This is a genomic window from Faecalibacterium prausnitzii, assembly GCF_049532945.1.
Lineage (GTDB): Bacteria > Bacillota > Clostridia > Oscillospirales > Ruminococcaceae > Faecalibacterium > Faecalibacterium prausnitzii_N.
The window spans coordinates 2,681,879-2,697,262 of record NZ_CP186691.1; the positions used below are offsets into that span (position 1 = coordinate 2,681,879).

11 protein-coding genes and 1 pseudogene are annotated in these 15,384 nt (G+C 60.0%); all 12 read right to left on the bottom strand.

The window, feature by feature from the left end:
* Positions 1-50: 50 nt before the first annotated feature.
* The 12 genes and pseudogenes from ACNQFG_RS13510 to ACNQFG_RS13565 all read right to left on the bottom strand — a co-directional run bounded on the left by ACNQFG_RS13510 (position 51) and on the right by ACNQFG_RS13565 (position 15,304).
* The gene (locus tag ACNQFG_RS13510) at positions 51-1,271 is read right to left on the bottom strand and encodes a peptidase U32 family protein (protein ID WP_423405249.1); all 1,221 of its coding nucleotides are present in this window, start codon (positions 1,269-1,271) and stop codon (positions 51-53) included.
* A 96-nt stretch (positions 1,272-1,367) separates the two neighbouring features.
* Complete coding sequence (gene mltG / locus ACNQFG_RS13515; RefSeq protein ID WP_423405250.1) at positions 1,368-2,504, bottom strand: endolytic transglycosylase MltG; 1,137 nt, start codon at positions 2,502-2,504, stop codon at positions 1,368-1,370.
* Positions 2,505-2,517: 13 nt separating this feature from the next.
* Entirely contained in the window at positions 2,518-3,330 is an 813-nt protein-coding gene (locus tag ACNQFG_RS13520) for a hypothetical protein (RefSeq protein WP_423405251.1), read from the bottom strand.
* 62 nt (positions 3,331-3,392) lie between these two features.
* Positions 3,393-4,067 carry a dTMP kinase gene (locus ACNQFG_RS13525; protein WP_423405252.1) on the bottom strand — a complete coding sequence of 225 codons (675 nt, stop codon included), beginning with the start codon at positions 4,065-4,067 and terminating at the stop codon, positions 3,393-3,395.
* The gene (gene thyX, locus ACNQFG_RS13530) at positions 4,064-4,840 is read right to left on the bottom strand and encodes an FAD-dependent thymidylate synthase (protein ID WP_423405253.1); all 777 of its coding nucleotides are present in this window, start codon (positions 4,838-4,840) and stop codon (positions 4,064-4,066) included. Before thyX ends, ACNQFG_RS13525 begins: the two co-directional genes overlap by 4 nt.
* A gap of 7 nt (positions 4,841-4,847) precedes the next feature.
* Positions 4,848-7,483, bottom strand: a pseudogene (locus ACNQFG_RS13535) (ATP-dependent helicase).
* A gap of 160 nt (positions 7,484-7,643) precedes the next feature.
* Complete coding sequence (locus ACNQFG_RS13540; RefSeq protein WP_154256136.1) at positions 7,644-8,852, bottom strand: sodium ion-translocating decarboxylase subunit beta; 1,209 nt, start codon at positions 8,850-8,852, stop codon at positions 7,644-7,646.
* Between the two features lie 15 nt (positions 8,853-8,867).
* Positions 8,868-9,224, bottom strand: a complete 357-nt coding sequence (locus ACNQFG_RS13545) for an OadG family protein (protein WP_423405254.1) — start codon at positions 9,222-9,224, stop codon at positions 8,868-8,870.
* Between the two features lie 159 nt (positions 9,225-9,383).
* Entirely contained in the window at positions 9,384-10,409 is a 1,026-nt protein-coding gene (locus ACNQFG_RS13550; RefSeq protein ID WP_423405255.1) for a rod shape-determining protein, read from the bottom strand.
* Positions 10,410-10,550: 141 nt separating this feature from the next.
* Positions 10,551-12,773, bottom strand: a complete 2,223-nt coding sequence (locus ACNQFG_RS13555; RefSeq protein ID WP_423405256.1) for an ATP-dependent RecD-like DNA helicase — start codon at positions 12,771-12,773, stop codon at positions 10,551-10,553.
* A 96-nt stretch (positions 12,774-12,869) separates the two neighbouring features.
* Positions 12,870-14,225, bottom strand: a complete 1,356-nt coding sequence (locus tag ACNQFG_RS13560; protein ID WP_423405257.1) for an MATE family efflux transporter — start codon at positions 14,223-14,225, stop codon at positions 12,870-12,872.
* 197 nt (positions 14,226-14,422) lie between these two features.
* Entirely contained in the window at positions 14,423-15,304 is an 882-nt protein-coding gene (locus ACNQFG_RS13565; protein WP_423405258.1) for a D-alanyl-D-alanine carboxypeptidase family protein, read from the bottom strand.
* Positions 15,305-15,384: the final 80 nt, after the last annotated feature.

Sequence of the window (15,384 nt, forward strand, 5' to 3'; positions counted from 1 at the left end):
AAAAAATCCCGCCAAATGGCGGGATTTTTTTGCTGTATGGAACGGAAATCTCAGACCTTGCGCCGCAGCAGGCTCATGGGCGGCAGCTCCGGCGTGGGAATGGTGTATTTTTCCATGGCATGGGGCGTGGACTCTACCTTCTCCCCCGCCTCGTTCCGGATCCACTCAGGGTTCAGCGGAATGCTGCGGCCATCCGGGCAGAGGGCTTCCAGAGTGTCGCCCAGGCTCCACTTGCCGCGCTGCTGGCAGGAGGCAACGCCGTTCTCCCAGCCGTCCACCGTGCCCACAAACTCCCACTCGCGGATGTAAGTAGCGCTGTCGGTGGCCTGTCTGGCCTGCTCGCGGCCAAAGTAGAAGCCCGGCGAGTAGTGGCGGTGGCTGGTACGGGTAAGCTCGGCCAGCACCTCGTCCGGCAACTCAAAGTTGTCGTTGAGCGGGTCGGCCAGATAAGCGTCCAGCGCCCTGCGGTAGGCGGCGGTAACGCTTGCCACATAGTAGAAGGTCTTGGCACGGCCCTCGATCTTCAGGCTGTCCACACCGGCCTTGCAGATCAGATCAAGGAAAGGCGCGGTGCACATATCATTGGCGTTGAGGATGTAGCTGCCGTTCTCGTTCTCGCCGATCTCGTACAGCTGGCCCGGACGGGTCTCCTCGCTGAGATAGTATTTCCAGCGGCAGGGCTGGGCACACTGGCCGCGGTTCGCGTCGCGGCCCGCCATGTAGTTGGAAAGCAGGCATCGGCCCGAAACGCTCATGCACATAGCACCGTGCACAAAGGCTTCGATCTCCAGCTCCGGCGGTGTCTTATCCCGGATGGTGGCAATGTCCTGCAAGGTCAGCTCACGGGCCAGCACCACGCGCTTTGCGCCCATGTTGTAGGCGGCGCGGGCCGCAGCCCAGTTGGTGATGCCTGTCTGGGTGGACATGTGCACATCGATGTCCGGTGCAAAGGTCTTGCAGGCATCCAGCACACCAAGGTCTGCCACGATAAAGGCATCCACGCCCGCTGCGGCCGCGCTCCGGATGGCGTCCGGCAGGCGGTCGGCTTCCTCGTTGGTGGGCAGGGTGTTCATGGTCAGGTAGACCTTGCGGCCGCGGGCGTGAGCGTAGATGACACCCTCGGCCAGCTGTTCCGGCGTAAAGTTGGCCGGAGCAGACCGCATTCCAAATTCAGGCAGGCCGCAGTAAACGGCATCGGCACCGTAGTTGATGGCATAGCGCAGGCGTTCCAGATCGCCTGCCGGGGCCAGCAGTTCCGGGATCTGTAACATAATCATTCTCCTAAACGAGCTTACCCTCTCCCAAAGGGAGCGCCCCTGGCAAACCGGTCAACCATTGCGTTTTCCGTCAGCACAAGGGCTTCGCTCTCATTTTTTTGCCGCGATCGAGCGGTTCACATCCGCTGCCTTCTGGCAGTTGGTCTGATGCTCCGCATAGGTGCGGGCGTAGTAATACTGGCCGCTGAGGTCGGTCACGAAGAAGTAGCAGTCTTGGACCTCCGCATCGGGCTGGGGGGCCAGTGCAGCCCGGATGGCGGCCAGACCGGGGTTCGAGATCGGCCCGGCAGGCAGGCCGGTGCAGGTATAGGTGTCGTAGGCATTGCGGATGTTTTCGGGGATCTTCTCCCAGCCGCCATAGTAGGGTGCCACCCAGTTCCAGAGGTAATTGTTGTCACTGTCGCTCTGGATATAGCTGGAGGTGTTGCTCTGCAGCTTGGGGTAGGGCGAGCCTTCTGCCAGACGGTTGCGGAATACCTGTGCCACATTGTTGTCCTGGTCGTTTCCGGCCTCCTCCTGCACGAAGGAAGCCAGCGTGATGACCTCCGAAAGGCTCAGGCCCTGCTGGTCCAGCTCCTTGTACATCGCGTCGGTGAACTGCTGGTCAAAATGCGAATAGAACGTTGCAACGTAGTTGTGCACCGTATCATCCGCGAGGAATTCGTAGGTTTCCGGGAAGAGATAGCCCTCGCACTTCATAAAGCGGTCCGGCGCGTCGGCATCGTCCGGCACGTACTGCCAGAAGGTGTATTCGCTGAAATCGCCAGTGTTGGCCTCTTCGAGAAACTCCTTTGCGGTGCACAGCCCGGCCTGTTCCATCTTCTGCGCGATGGCGATGGCTGTCGTACCCTCCGGGAAGGTCAGGCGGACGCTCTCCGCCTTGGCATATTCAGAAAGCGCCTCGATGAGCGCATCGTAGGAGCTGCCGGGTTCCAGCGAAAATTCGCCATACTGGAGCTTCGCCGCCGCGTCTTTGTGGCCGACGTACCAGCGGAACAGCTGCGGAAACCGGATGACGCCCGCTTCCTTCAGCTGCCGGGCAATGGTGCTCACACCGCTGCCCTGCGCGATCTCCACGGTCACGGCGCCCTGCCGGGTGCCGCCGTCGATCTCGCGCTTTGCCAGCAGGAATGCGCCGCCCGCCGCCGCCAGCACGAGCACCAGCAGCACGAGCAGGATCTTCAGCGCACCGCCTTTTTTGCGGGGTCTGGTATGGTTAGTTGCCATCTGCATGTTCCTTTCAGTCCAACATCAGCCGCATATAGCTCTCGCTCACATCAAAGGGTTCGGCATCAAAGCGGATCATGCCGTAGTCCTGCCGGGTGCCCTCGCCGAGGAACAGCGGCTGGGATGCGCCCACGGTAATGACCGCCTTTTCCACAATGACTTCCTTTTCGCGGGCGGCTTCCATCAAAATCTCTGCGGCGCGGTCGCCGGTGGCCATCATCTCCACAAAGTAAAGCGTATCCTCCTTGCGGAAATAAATACCATAGCCGTGGGCGCTGGAAACGATGGTGGCACCGGAGGAGTACAGATCTCCCAGCACCACGGCCATGCGCTCCGGGGTCAGCTGCACGGTATCGGGCCAGAAGCGCTCCCGCAGCTCACACAGCTTTTTGGCGGTGACGGAGTCAAACTCCGCCTGGCTCCACAGGTTGCGCTCCACCTCGCGGGGAAGACAGCGCAGGGCGAAGGCCCACTGGAAGCCCTTATCCTGCAATAGCGCCGCCTGCTCATTCCCGCTGGGCACAACGACCACGAACCCGGCCCCTTTCAGTTTCTGCTGGGTGCACAGGTGATCTACCAGGCCCGCCAGGATCAGGCTGCCCTGCCCGGTCAGGCCGTACAGGCAGCAGCCGGGCCGCCCCTGCAGCGAGACCGGCACTGCCATGGCCACGGCCTCAATGTGGTCATTTTCCTCCGCTACATAGACATTCTGCTCCCCGGCAAAGCGCTCGATGGCGTTGGTGAGGAAGGTTTCGTCCTCCCCATGTTCGCGCTGCCACAGCGCCAGGATCTCCGCCCGGTCGGACGGCTGCATCAAACGGTACATAAAAACACCTACCTCCTACGCATGGGTATCCCTGCGCCTGCCCGGCACAGGTCGATTGTGCGTTATTCCGCAAGGGCCGCGTCCACCCGCCGGCGGACCTCCTGCCCGATCTCTTCAATGCTGCGCATCCCGTCCCCGCAGGTGCAGGGCACAGTCTGCCAGCCCAGGTGAGCGGCACAGAACTCAGCCGCTCTGCGGCTGCGGGCAAGATACTCGGTATCCTTCTCGTGCACATCCTTCCTGCTCTCGTCGCCGTGGTAACGCTGGGTCATAAGCTTCTGGCTCACGGCGGGGTCTACCTGTAAGTAGATCACGCAGTCCGGTGCGGGCAGACCCAGCAGATGGAACTCGTAATCGAACAGCCAGTGCAGAAACTGCTCCCATTCTTCCGGCGGCAGCTTGGAGCACTGGTGCACCGCGTTGGAGGTGGTGTAGCGGTCGGCAATGACGATGCCGCCATTCTCGTAAAAACTGCCCCAGTCCTTTTTGTAGCTGGCATAGCGGTCCACCGCATAAAAGCTCGATGCTGCGTATGCGTTCACGTCGTCGGGTCTCGCGCCGAACTGCCCGGCCAGATACATCCGGACCAGCGCGCTCGAATCGCTGGCATAATTCGGGAAGGTGATCTCCCGCACCAGCCTGCCCTCGGCGGCCAGTGCTGCGGCCAGACGCTTCGCCTGCGTGGCCTTGCCGCTGCCGTCCAGTCCTTCCAGCACGATGAGTTTTCCGTGGCTCATACGGGTTCCCCCTTCAAAGCGGCGTACTGCGCCCGCACCTCAGCGGTTTTCCCGCAGCACATTTTTCCCTCCGGGCAGGGGCCGGATACACAGGCCGGGCCGGACTTTGCAAAGATATGCGGTGCCACCGGGTACACCAGCTCAAACATTTTTTCGGCCAGCTCCCGGATCTCCCACTGGGCGCGGTTGCAGCAGCGCAGGTGGAAAAAGTTCTGCAGGCTGCGGGCATTCATGGTGACCACCATCTTGGTCTCGCAGGCGTTGGGCAGTACAAAGCGGGCATCCTCGTTGGCCTGCTTGCTGGCCTTGGCGCGGGCCTGCTTTTCCGGCATTCCTTCAGCCATCAGGCGGGCGGTGTGGCCTTCTTCCAGCTTGTGGGCAAGGTCGAGGTAGCGCTTTGCGTCCTCTTCCATGCTGGCAAGGAAAGCTTCCTTTGCTTCCGGGATGGCTTCGATCTCGGGCGGTACCACATAGCGGAAATCGTCCAGCCGCACATAGCGCTGGCTCTGCACACTGAAGGATGCAATGCGGTGGCGGGTGATCTGCGCCAGCAAAGTGCGGCTGACCCCCTCGATGCCAAAGGTGAAGCTGGCATGTTCAATGGGGCTGGCATGGCCCAGATCGCTGAGCATGGTCAGGAACTTCGCGGTCTTTTCCTCGGTCAGGCCGTCCAGCAGGTCGGTGATGTGGGCATCGGAATAGCAGAGCTTTGCCGCTGCAGCCACCACCTTTTCCGGTTCCGGGGTATGTGCGATCAAACGAACAGTCATCATAAGTGTGTTATTCCTCCGCAGTGATTTTGGTCAGGGGCGCAAAATTGGCCATGGTCTTTTTGATGCCCACCTTTTCAAAGTTGATCTCCACGATCTGATCTCCGGCGGCAGGCTTGACCTTGAGCACCTTGCCGCGGCCAAACACTTTATGCTCTACGATATCCCCCGGCTCGTAGTGTTTCGGGGTGCTGGCGGCAGGCTTTGCCGCCGGTGCCCCGGTGAACTGCACCGGTTTCGCCGGAGCCTTGGGGGCTGCGGCGCGGCCATAACCGGAGCCAAAACCGCCCGAACGGCTGCGGCTGTCCATGCTGGCGGACCCGGACGCGCCCCGCCCGGCATAGTCAGACCCAAAGCCCCGGCTGCCGCCGTTGTATTCGGCATTCAGGTAGCCGGAGCGGCTGCCGGAACCGGAACCGCCGGAACGGTCCGGCCCCAGCCGGAGGCACCGGAGTAGCCCGATGCGCCGCCCGGCACGGTATCGCTGTAAGCCGATCCCCAGCCGCCCAGCTGAGAGCGGCGCTCCAGCACCGGGCTGCGGGTCTCCTCGATATACTCCGGCTCGATCTCCCGCAAAAAGCGGCTCGGTTCGTTGCGCTGGGTGCGGCCATACAGCATCCGGGAAACGCTGTTGGAGATATACAGCTCCTTCTTGGCGCGGGTGATGCCCACGTAGGCAAGGCGGCGCTCCTCTTCCAGATCAGCCTCGGAATACTTGCTCATCTCGCTGGGGAACACGCCCTCCTCCATGCCAATCAGGAACACATACGGAAATTCCAGACCCTTGGCGGAGTGGATGGTCATGAGCACCACCTGATCGGCGCTCTCGTTATAGCTGTCGATATCGCTGATGAGGGCGATATCTTCCAGATAGCCTTCCAGCGTGGCTTCCTCACCGTGCTGGTCGCAGTAGTTCTTGACGTTGTTCACCAGCTGACCAAGGTTCTGCAGGCGGTCAGCCGCATCCTCGTGGCCCTTGGCGATCTCCTGTTCGAGCATGGCCTTGTACCCGCTCAGCTCAATGACGTCAGACGCGAACTCATCCAGCGTCCGTGTTTCCAGCGACTCCTGCAATTTCTCGTAGATCTGCCAGAATTTCAGGATCGGCATGATGGAGCGGGCCAGCCGCGCGTACTGGTCGGCGTGGCTGATGATCTCCAGCATACTCGTGTTCTCCTGCGCGGCAAGGTCTGCGATGACCTCGATGGTCGTGTTGCCGATTTTCCGCGCCGGTTCGTTGATGATGCGGCGCAGGCGCACATCATCGCGGGGGTTCGCCACGATGGACATGTAGGAATGGATATCCTTGACCTCTTTGCGGTCGTTGAAGCGCTGGCCGCCCACGATCTTGTGGGGGATGCCTGCACGGGTAAAGTAGCTTTCGATGGGGGCCGATTGGGCGTTCATGCGGTAGAGGATGGCGTGGTCGGCCAGATGTCCGCCCTCTTTCAGGTGCTGGCCGATCACATCCGCGATGTGGCTGGCCTCGTCCTGCTCGTTCTCGGCGGTGTACACCTGCACCTTATCGCCCTCGCCATTGCTGGTCCACAGGGTCTTGCCCTTGCGCTCGGTGTTGTGCTGAATGACACAGTTCGCAGCGTTCAGGATATTGGACGTAGAGCGGTAATTTTGTTCCAGACGGATGGTCTTGGTGCCCGGGTAAATGCGCTCGAAATTAAGGATGTTCTCAATGGTAGCGCCGCGGAAGCGGTAGATGCTCTGGTCATCATCGCCCACCACGCAGATGTTCTTTTCCGGGCCGGTGAGGAGGCTCACCAGACGGAACTGCGCCACACTGGTGTCCTGATACTCGTCCACCAGCAGATAGCGGTATTTGTTCTGGTAGAAATCCCGCACATCCTTGTGCTCGGCCAGCAGCTGCACAGTCTGGTAGATCAGGTCGTCAAAGTCGAATGCTCCGGCTTCCTTCAGGCGCTTTTCGTAGGCCGCGTAGATGCGGGCCGTCAGCGCGCCTTTGGTATCTTTTGCGGGGCTGGCAAGGGCCTGTTCCGGGCTGACCAGCTGATCCTTCCAGCGGCTCATCTGGTTGATCGCAGCCTTGATGGGCAGGAACTTATCGTCCACATTCAGGTCTTTGTAGACAGCCTTCATCACGCGCTGGGAATCATCGGTATCGTAGATGGTAAAGCTGCGCGGGTAGCCGATCTCCTCCGCCCAGCGGCGCAGGATGCGTACACAGGCCGAGTGGAAGGTGGAAGCGAACACTTCGTCGCCCTCCTCGCCGCCCAGCATCCGGCGCAGACGTTCCTTCAGCTCCCCTGCTGCCTTGTTGGTAAAGGTGATGGCCATCACGTTCCAGCTGCGCACAGCGTTCTGGCGCAGCATCCCGTCCAGCCAGGAAGGGGCATCGGTGTTCGTCATGATGGCCATCCGCAGCGCCTTGACGTCGTCCTCGGTCACTTCGCGGGGCACCCACTGGGAGCCGTGCGCCGCACCAAAGCGGATGAGGTTTGCAATGCGGTTTACCAGCACGGTGGTCTTGCCGCTGCCTGCACCAGCAAGGATGAGCAGCGGGCCATCGGTGGTAAACACTGCCTGCCGCTGCATATCGTTCAGGCGGCCAAACTGTTTTTCGATATAGGTATCGCGCAGAGCGCAAAATTCCTGCCTGAGATCAATTGCCATTGTTTCACCTGTTCTTTAAGCTATTTTCCATGAATCACTAAGATATAGTATATCACATTTCATCCCTATTGCACAGAGTTTACCGCATAAAAAACCGCCCATCTGCGGCGCAGTGCCGACAGATGGGCGGTTTGGAATCTTCAATTTGCCAAAGCAGGGCTTAGCTGAAAATGTTGATCAGGATACCAGCAGCAACGGCAGAGCCGATAACACCGGCCACGTTGGGACCCATTGCGTGCATCAGCAGGAAGTTGGAGGGATTCTCGCTCTGACCAACCTTCTGGGAAACGCGAGCGGCCATAGGCACAGCGGAAACGCCTGCGGAACCGATCAGCGGATTCACCTGACCGCCGGTCAGCACATACATCAGCTTGCCGAACAGCACACCAGCGGCAGTGCCGAAGGAGAATGCGATCAGGCCCAGCACGATGATGAACAGGGTGCGGGTGTTCAGGAAGGTGTTTGCAGAGGTGGTGCAGCCAACGGACAGTGCCAGGAAGATGGTGATGATGTTCATCAGCTCATTGCCGGCAGTCTTCTGGATGCGATCCACCACGCCGCACTCCTTCATCAGGTTGCCCAGCATCAGCATACCCACCAGAACGGCGGCATCCGGAACGATCAGGGAAACGATGATGGTGACCATGATGGGGAAGATGACCCTCTCGGTCTTGGAGACGGTGCGCAGCTGCTTCATCACGACGGTACGTTCCTTCTTGGTGGTCAGTGCCTTCATGATGGGCGGCTGGATAACAGGCACCAGCGCCATGTAACTGTAGGCCGCCACAGCGATGGAGCCCAGCAGCTCAGGAGCCAGACGGGAGGTAACGAAGATAGCGGTAGGACCGTCTGCACCGCCGATGATGGCGATAGCAGCGGACTGCTTCTGGGTGAAGTCCACCAGACCGGTAGCGGTCAGCAGGCGAGCGCCCATGTAAGTACCGAAGATGCCGAACTGAGCGGCAGCGCCCAGCAGCAGGCTCTTGGGGTTGGAGATCAGGGGTGCGAAGTCGGTCATGGTGCCGATGCCCAGGAAGATCAGCGGCGGGTAGATGCCCAGCTTAACGCCCATGTAGAGCATATCGGCCAGACCACCGTTGTTCAGGATCTCCACCCACATGGGGTGTTCCAGACCGTCACCGACGAAATATTGCATGTGGATAACGCCGCTTCCGGGCAGGTTTGCCAGGATCATGCCGAATGCCATGGGCAGCAGGATCAGCGGCTCAAACTCTTTGACGATGGCCAGGTACAGCAAAAAGCAGCCCACGCAGATCATAACTGCGTACAGGTAGCCGCCCGGCTCGCCAAACTTCGCAAAGCCGGAGCTTTGGAAAATACCGACCAGAGTATCAATAAACTGTGTCATGCTCTTCCTCCTCTGTTAAAACGGTGCGGTGGTGTCGTTTACACCCGCATTGCCCCAGCCGTTCTTGCTGCGGCGCACAGCCTTGAGGGTGTACTTGCCGTTGCCCATTGCATGGATTGCTGCCATAATGGCGGCGATCACATCACCGGGAATGCCCTCTTCCACCACAGGAGCAGGAGCAACAGCCTGCTGAACAGGTGCGGCCGGCTTTGCAGCGGGAGCCTTGGGTGCAGCCTTTGCTGCTGCCTTCCTGACATTCATGCCGTCGAAGATCTTGCCCTCCAGCGTGATGATCGCCATCAGCAGGACAAGGATGGCAAACACCAATACGATACCGGTAATGGTGATAACCACATCAGAACCCAGATTCATGTTCTTCCTCCTAGTCATTTATTCTTCTGCGGCCAAAGCGCATGGCTCCGCCCGCAAAAACCGATTTGAAAATATTATACAATATTTTCCGGCCCGATTCAACAACGATGAACAAAAAATATCGCAATTTTTTCAAAGCCGTGAAGTACGTCTTTTCGCTCAGCGGCGGCCGATGCGGGGAGTCGCGTCCGTAAAGCCGGTCTCCAGCCGGTCGCGCACGCTCAGGCTCATGGCAGTGCCCAGTGCCACACAGTTGACGGGATCGGGCGAGACCTCCACGTTGACCTTGAGTTCCTGGCTCAGGTACTCGGTAAGGCCGTGCAGCTGTGCACCGCCGCCGGTCAGCATGACACCATTGCGGAAGATATCGCCTGCCAGTTCCGGAGGGGTCTTTTCCAGCACCTGATGGGCCGCGGTGCCGATCTGCTCGCTGAGCATCATGACCGGGTCGTACAGGTCGTCAGTGGAAACATTCACACGCACCGGCAGGCCGGTGAGCAGGCTGCGGCCCTTGATCTCCATGGTCTCGTGGAAATCAGTCTTCTGGGGGCAGCAGGCCACGTTCTTTTTCAGCTCTTCGGCGGTGCGCTGGCCAATGGCAACGCTGTACTTGTTGCGCACGAACTTGAGGATCTCTTCGTCGTAGTGGTTGCCGGCCACGCGCACGCTGGTGGCCTTGACCTTGCCGCCCAGAGAAAGCACTGCAATATCGGTGGTGCCGCCGCCGATATCAATGATCATGCGGCCCTCCGGCTGGGTGATGTCGATGCCGGAACCAAGGGCAGCGGCAATGGGTTCGTCGATCAGGTACACCTGACGGGCACCAGCGGCCACCACAGCCTCCACCACAGCATCGCTTTCAATGCCGGTAATGGCGGCGGGCACACAGACGGCCACGCGGGGCTTGACCATGTGGGAGCTGTACACCTGCTTGACAAAACGGCAGATCAGCTCACGGGTCATGGTGTGGTCGCTGATCACACCGTCCTTCAGCGGGAAGATGGCAGAAATATAGTTCGGGGTGCGGCCCACCATAGCAAGGGCCTTATCGCCTGCTTCCAGCACGGTCTTCTTGCGGGTATCCATTGCCACAACGCTGGGCTGGTTGAGCACAACGCCCTTGCCCTCCTGCGCAATGATAATGGTAGTGGTACCAAGATCGATACCGATATCGTTCTGTGCCATAATACGAAGATCCTTTCTCTGCTTTCCCTGTTCCTATCTGAATGCCGGGCTCCCCGGCCGGGTAATCAAACACATTATAGTATAACATAACCGTGCGGAAAAGTACACCCGCGTTCTTGCACGAAACGGCGGCATCCTGCGTCATTCCTCAAGTTTCTGCTGTTCAGCGGGCAGGGCTTGCTGCAGCAGGATGCACAGGCCGCTGTAGCGCAGGTTCTGGCGGATGTTGCCCATCATGCGGTTCACAACGTCCCTGCGGCCCGCCACGATGCACAGCTTCCGTGCACGGGTAACGCCGGTGTAGAACAGGTTGCGGTAGCACAGCCGCGGCGGCACCTGCGCCACCGGCAGGATCACCGCCGGGAACTCGCTGCCCTGACTTTTGTGTACCGTGATGGCATAGGCGATCTCCAGCTCGCCCAGGTTCTCTGCCGGGTAGACCAGCCGCTTGTCATCCATGCGCACCACCATGGAGCGATCCCGCGTGTTGATGCTCTCCACAATGCCGATGTCGCCATTGTAGGCACCCACGCCCTGCTCCCCGCCAATGCGGTTCCAGATGATCTCGTAATTATTGCGCACCTGCATCACCTTATCGCCCACGCGGAACACCCGGGCGGCGCTTTGCAGCTGGGGCTTGCCCGTCTGTTCCGGGTTCAGCAGGTTCTGCAGTTCCACATTCAGTGCCTGTGTGCCGGTAGGGCCAAGCTTGGTGGGGCACAGCACCTGAATGTCCCGGATCGGATCGAAGCCGTAGCTGCGCGGCAGGCGGGTGGTGACCAGATCACAAACCAACCGCTGGGCCGCATCGCCGTCTGATTCCAAAAAGAAGAAGTCGTCGGTCTTACCACCCTTCTGCAGCGGTTCACCTGAGATGATGTGGTGGGCGTTCTCCACGATCAGGCTGCGCTTTGCCTGCCGGAAGATCTCGTTCAGGCACACGGTGGGCACCAGCCCGGAGCGGATGATCTCGCCCAGAATATTGCCGGGGCCGACGCTGGGCAGCTGGTCGGCATCACCTACCATGATAATGCGGCAGCTGTAGCGCAGCGCTGCGATCAGGGCCTGAAACAGCTTCACATCCACCATGCTCATTTCGTCCAGAATGACCACATCGCACTTGAGCAGGTTCTTGTCGTTGTGGATAAAGCTGACCACGCCGCCGGTGTAGTCCACCTCCAAAAGACGGTGGATGGTGCTGGCCTTGCGGCCGGTCAGCTCACTCAGCCGTTTAGCCGCGCGGCCGGTGGGCGCACACAGGGCCACCCGTTCCGCCTGATCTTCCAGCAGCTGCAGAATGGCGTTGACGGTGGTGGTCTTGCCGGTGCCGGGGCCGCCGGTGAGCACAAGGCAGTTCTCGGTCATGGCTTTGCGGATGGCTTCCTTCTGCAGGGGCGCATAGGCAAAGCCCTGCGTCAGCTCCAATATCTGGATGTTCTTGTCCAGATCGCGGACGGTCTGCTTCTCCCGCTTGGCCAGCAGGGCCAGCCGGTCGGCGATGTCCTGTTCGGCGGCCAGCAGGTCGGGCAGGTAGATGTAGGGTGTGCCCTCAAACATCCGGACGCTGAGTTCGTCCGTTTCGATGCACTGGTCCAGCGCTTTGGCCAGCTTTTCCGGCGGCTGATGGATAAAATTGGATGCCGTTTCCAGCAGCTGGGTGCGCGGCAGGCAGGTGTGGCCGTTGCCCGCGTTGTGGCGCAGGGTGCGCAGCAGGGCCGCTTCCAGCCGCTGGGCGCAGTCGCCTTCCATGTGGTAATACTGGGCAATGCTGTCCGCGTGGCGGAAATCCAGCTGCAGCGGTTCGCCGCAGAGCAGATAGGGATTTGCCGCAATGGCCTGCATGGCCCCGGGGCCGAAGGTGCGGAACACCTCCATCGCGCGGCGCGGGCTGATCTCGAACTGCGCCAGATAGGCGATCAGCTCCCGCATGCCGAACATCCGCTTGAACTCCTGCTGGATGCGGTCGGCCTTGTCCGCCGAGATGCCGGAGATGGTGGTCAGCTGGGCCGGGTCGTTCGCAATGATCTCCAGTGCCTGTGCCCCGAACTTGTCGAGGATCTTCGTGGCCGTGCGGGCCCCGATGTACGGCAGTGACCGGCTGGCAAGGAAGGCGTACACCGCTTCCAGATCCTTGGGCATGTCGGTCTCGCACTCCTGTGCGTGGAACTGGCGGCCATAGGTGGCGTGGTTCTCGTAGCGGCCGCGGCAGACCACGCTTTCGCCCGCGTGCAGTTCACCCACAATGCCGCACACCACCGTGACCACACCGCCGCCGGAGATTTCAAAGACGGTGTAGCCGTTGTCGGTGTTCTCGTAGATGATGTCCTCCACGGTGCCCTCGATCTGTTCCAGTTCCTGCTCCATCGGCTCCACCGCCCTTTCTGTGGCATAATTATAATCAGTATAATATAAAAAGAAGCGTTTTGCAATGCAGTCATCGCAAAACGCTTCTTTTGAGTCTTACAGGTTTGCGTGAGGCACCAGCTTTTCCTTTTTCAGGCGGCGGTACACCACGATGTAGGCCGGGATCAAGAAGAAGCAGGCAAAGAACCATGCCACCGGGCTTGCGATGCAGGCCGCAAAGTAGCCCCACAGCGGCACGAACCAGAAGCCCACCATGGCGCGGGCGATCATCTCGGCCACACCGGCAAACATGGCAAGGCCGGAGAAGCCCAGACCCTGAATGGTGTAGCGGTAGATAATGAGCACCGCCAGCGGGATGTAGAATACGCTGTTCCAGAAGATGAAGCTCTGGGCATTGGCCATGATGGCGGTCTCGCTGGCATCCAGGAACAGGCCGATGAGCAGCTTATCCGTCACGCGCAGGATGAGGAAGGACGCAATGCTGTATACGCAGCCGATGCCGAGGGCGGTGTACACACCCCGGTCCACACGGTTCAGGTCCTTTGCGCCCATATTCTGGCTGGCATAGGTGGTCATGGCGGTGCCGATACTCTCCAGCGGCACGCACAGGAACTGCGCCGCCTTGCCGCCGGCGGTCTGCGCGGCCACGATGTCGCTGCCCAGACCGTTCACCGCACCCTGCAGCACCACGCTGCCAATGGCCGTAATGCTGCATTGCAGGCCCATGGGAATGCCCATGCTGCACAGCTTTGCGCAGTGGGTCAGGCTGAAACAGCCCTCTTCCCTGCTCCAGCGCAGCTCCGGGTAGTGGCGCAGGATGTACAAAAGACTGCCCAGACCCGCCACGGCCTGACTGACCACAGTGGCAAATGCCGCACCGAATGCCCCCATATGGAACATGATGATGCACACCAGATCCAGCCCAATGTTCAAAAAGCTTGCCACCAGCAGGAAATACAGCGGGCGCTTGCTGTCGCCCAGTGCACGCATCAGGGCGCTGGTCACATTATAAAGCAGAGTGAAGGGGATGCCTGCAAAAATGGTGCGGATATAGATATCCGCAAGGTCGATGATGTTTTCCGGGGTGTTCGTCCACACCAGCACCGAGCGGGTCAGCGCCACAGTGACAATGGTCAGCACCACCGCAAAGAAGATGGAAAGCCACACGGTGTTGGCAGTGTAGCGGCGCATCTCCTTGTAGTCCTTTGCGCCGAAAGTCCACGAGATGGGGATGGAAAAACCGCAGGCGATGCCGTTCACAAAACCCAGCACCAGATAGTTCAAACCGCCCACGCTGCCCACAGCGGCCAGCGCTTCCACGCCCACAAAGCGGCCCACGATGATGGTATCGGCCAGATTGTAGAACTGCTGGAACAGGCTGCCCAGCATCAGCGGCACCGCAAACGCAAGGATCAGCTTGAGCGGACTGCCTTGGGTCATATCCTTTGTCATGTCAGTGCCCTCCTTTGGGGGTCATCAAAAGCAACAAAACCGATTTTTTTCCGACAAAAACGCCCTGCCGGAAAAAGGGCAGGACGTTGTGGTTTTCACGAATGTGATTATATCAGATTGCGGTAATTTTTCAAGAGTCTCCTTTTGATAAGCTTCAACAAAGATTCATCATAAAAATTAGTGATTCTGCTCATATCTCAGCGAGTCAGCTGGCGGTAGACCCGGACAGCATCTTCGATATGGTAAGGCTCGGTGCCGTGGTTCCCCTTCGCACCCGCCGTGACGAGAATGTACCGTTTTCCCTTCACCTGTGCGGCACTGGCCAGACAAAGCCCCGCCGCGCTGGTGTAGCCGGTTTTGCCGCCCAGGAACTGCCCCCTCCACAGGGAGACATCGCCCAGCTCTGCCCAGAAAGTGCTCGTCATTGTAAAGCCCTCCGGATGCAGGTCCGTCGCCGGGACGGCATAGCGCCCGGCGCTCAGGATGGCACGGAAGGTCTCATTCTGCATCGCAGCCCGCAGCAGCCGGGCCATATCCCGCACGGTGGAGACATGCTCCGGGTCGTGCAGGCCGGTGGGGTTGCAGAAGTGGGTGGAACGCATCCCCAGCTCTGCCGCCTTTTGGTTCATCAACTCCACAAAGGCTTCCTCCGAACCGCTCACTTCCCGCGCCAGCGCCTCACAGCACTCCGCGCCGGAGGGCAGGAGCGCACCGTATAACAGGTCCCGCACGGTGGCCGTCTCACCGGGCCGAAACCCCGCCATCGATGCGCCCTCGGCCCGCAATTCCGGGAAGATGTCCTCCGGCAGCGTCACCGGCTGTTCCAGGTCTGGGTTTGCCTCAAGGGCCAGAAGAGCCGTCATCACTTTGGTCATCGAGGCCGGGTAGATGCTCACATCCCCCTCTTTTTCTGCCACTGCCTCTCCGCTGCCGGCATCCACCAGAATGGCATACGGGCTGACCAGCCCCTCCAGATGGACCGTCCGGGGCCATATCAGCAACAGCGCCAGCAGAGCCAGCAAGATCAAAAACAGACACCGCCGTGCCCGGCGGTTCCGCACAGAACGCTTCCGTTTCATCGAGTTCCACATCCTTTCACTCCATAAAACGGTCGTCCAGGCGATTTTCCTGCATGGAGTGCAAAACCGCCCCCGGAAAG

Coding starts and splice junctions, on each gene's coding strand:
- ACNQFG_RS13550 (WP_423405255.1), bottom strand. CDS start 10,409: ATGGCACAGAACGATATCGGTATCGATCTTGGTACCACTACCATTATC.
- ACNQFG_RS13540 (WP_154256136.1), bottom strand. CDS start 8,852: ATGACACAGTTTATTGATACTCTGGTCGGTATTTTCCAAAGCTCCGGC.
- ACNQFG_RS13545 (WP_423405254.1), bottom strand. CDS start 9,224: ATGAATCTGGGTTCTGATGTGGTTATCACCATTACCGGTATCGTATTG.
- ACNQFG_RS13520 (WP_423405251.1), bottom strand. CDS start 3,330: ATGTACCGTTTGATGCAGCCGTCCGACCGGGCGGAGATCCTGGCGCTG.
- ACNQFG_RS13560 (WP_423405257.1), bottom strand. CDS start 14,225: ATGACAAAGGATATGACCCAAGGCAGTCCGCTCAAGCTGATCCTTGCG.
- ACNQFG_RS13565 (WP_423405258.1), bottom strand. CDS start 15,304: ATGAAACGGAAGCGTTCTGTGCGGAACCGCCGGGCACGGCGGTGTCTG.
- ACNQFG_RS13555 (WP_423405256.1), bottom strand. CDS start 12,773: ATGGAGCAGGAACTGGAACAGATCGAGGGCACCGTGGAGGACATCATC.
- ACNQFG_RS13510 (WP_423405249.1), bottom strand. CDS start 1,271: ATGTTACAGATCCCGGAACTGCTGGCCCCGGCAGGCGATCTGGAACGC.
- mltG (WP_423405250.1), bottom strand. CDS start 2,504: ATGGCAACTAACCATACCAGACCCCGCAAAAAAGGCGGTGCGCTGAAG.
- ACNQFG_RS13525 (WP_423405252.1), bottom strand. CDS start 4,067: ATGAGCCACGGAAAACTCATCGTGCTGGAAGGACTGGACGGCAGCGGC.
- thyX (WP_423405253.1), bottom strand. CDS start 4,840: ATGATGACTGTTCGTTTGATCGCACATACCCCGGAACCGGAAAAGGTG.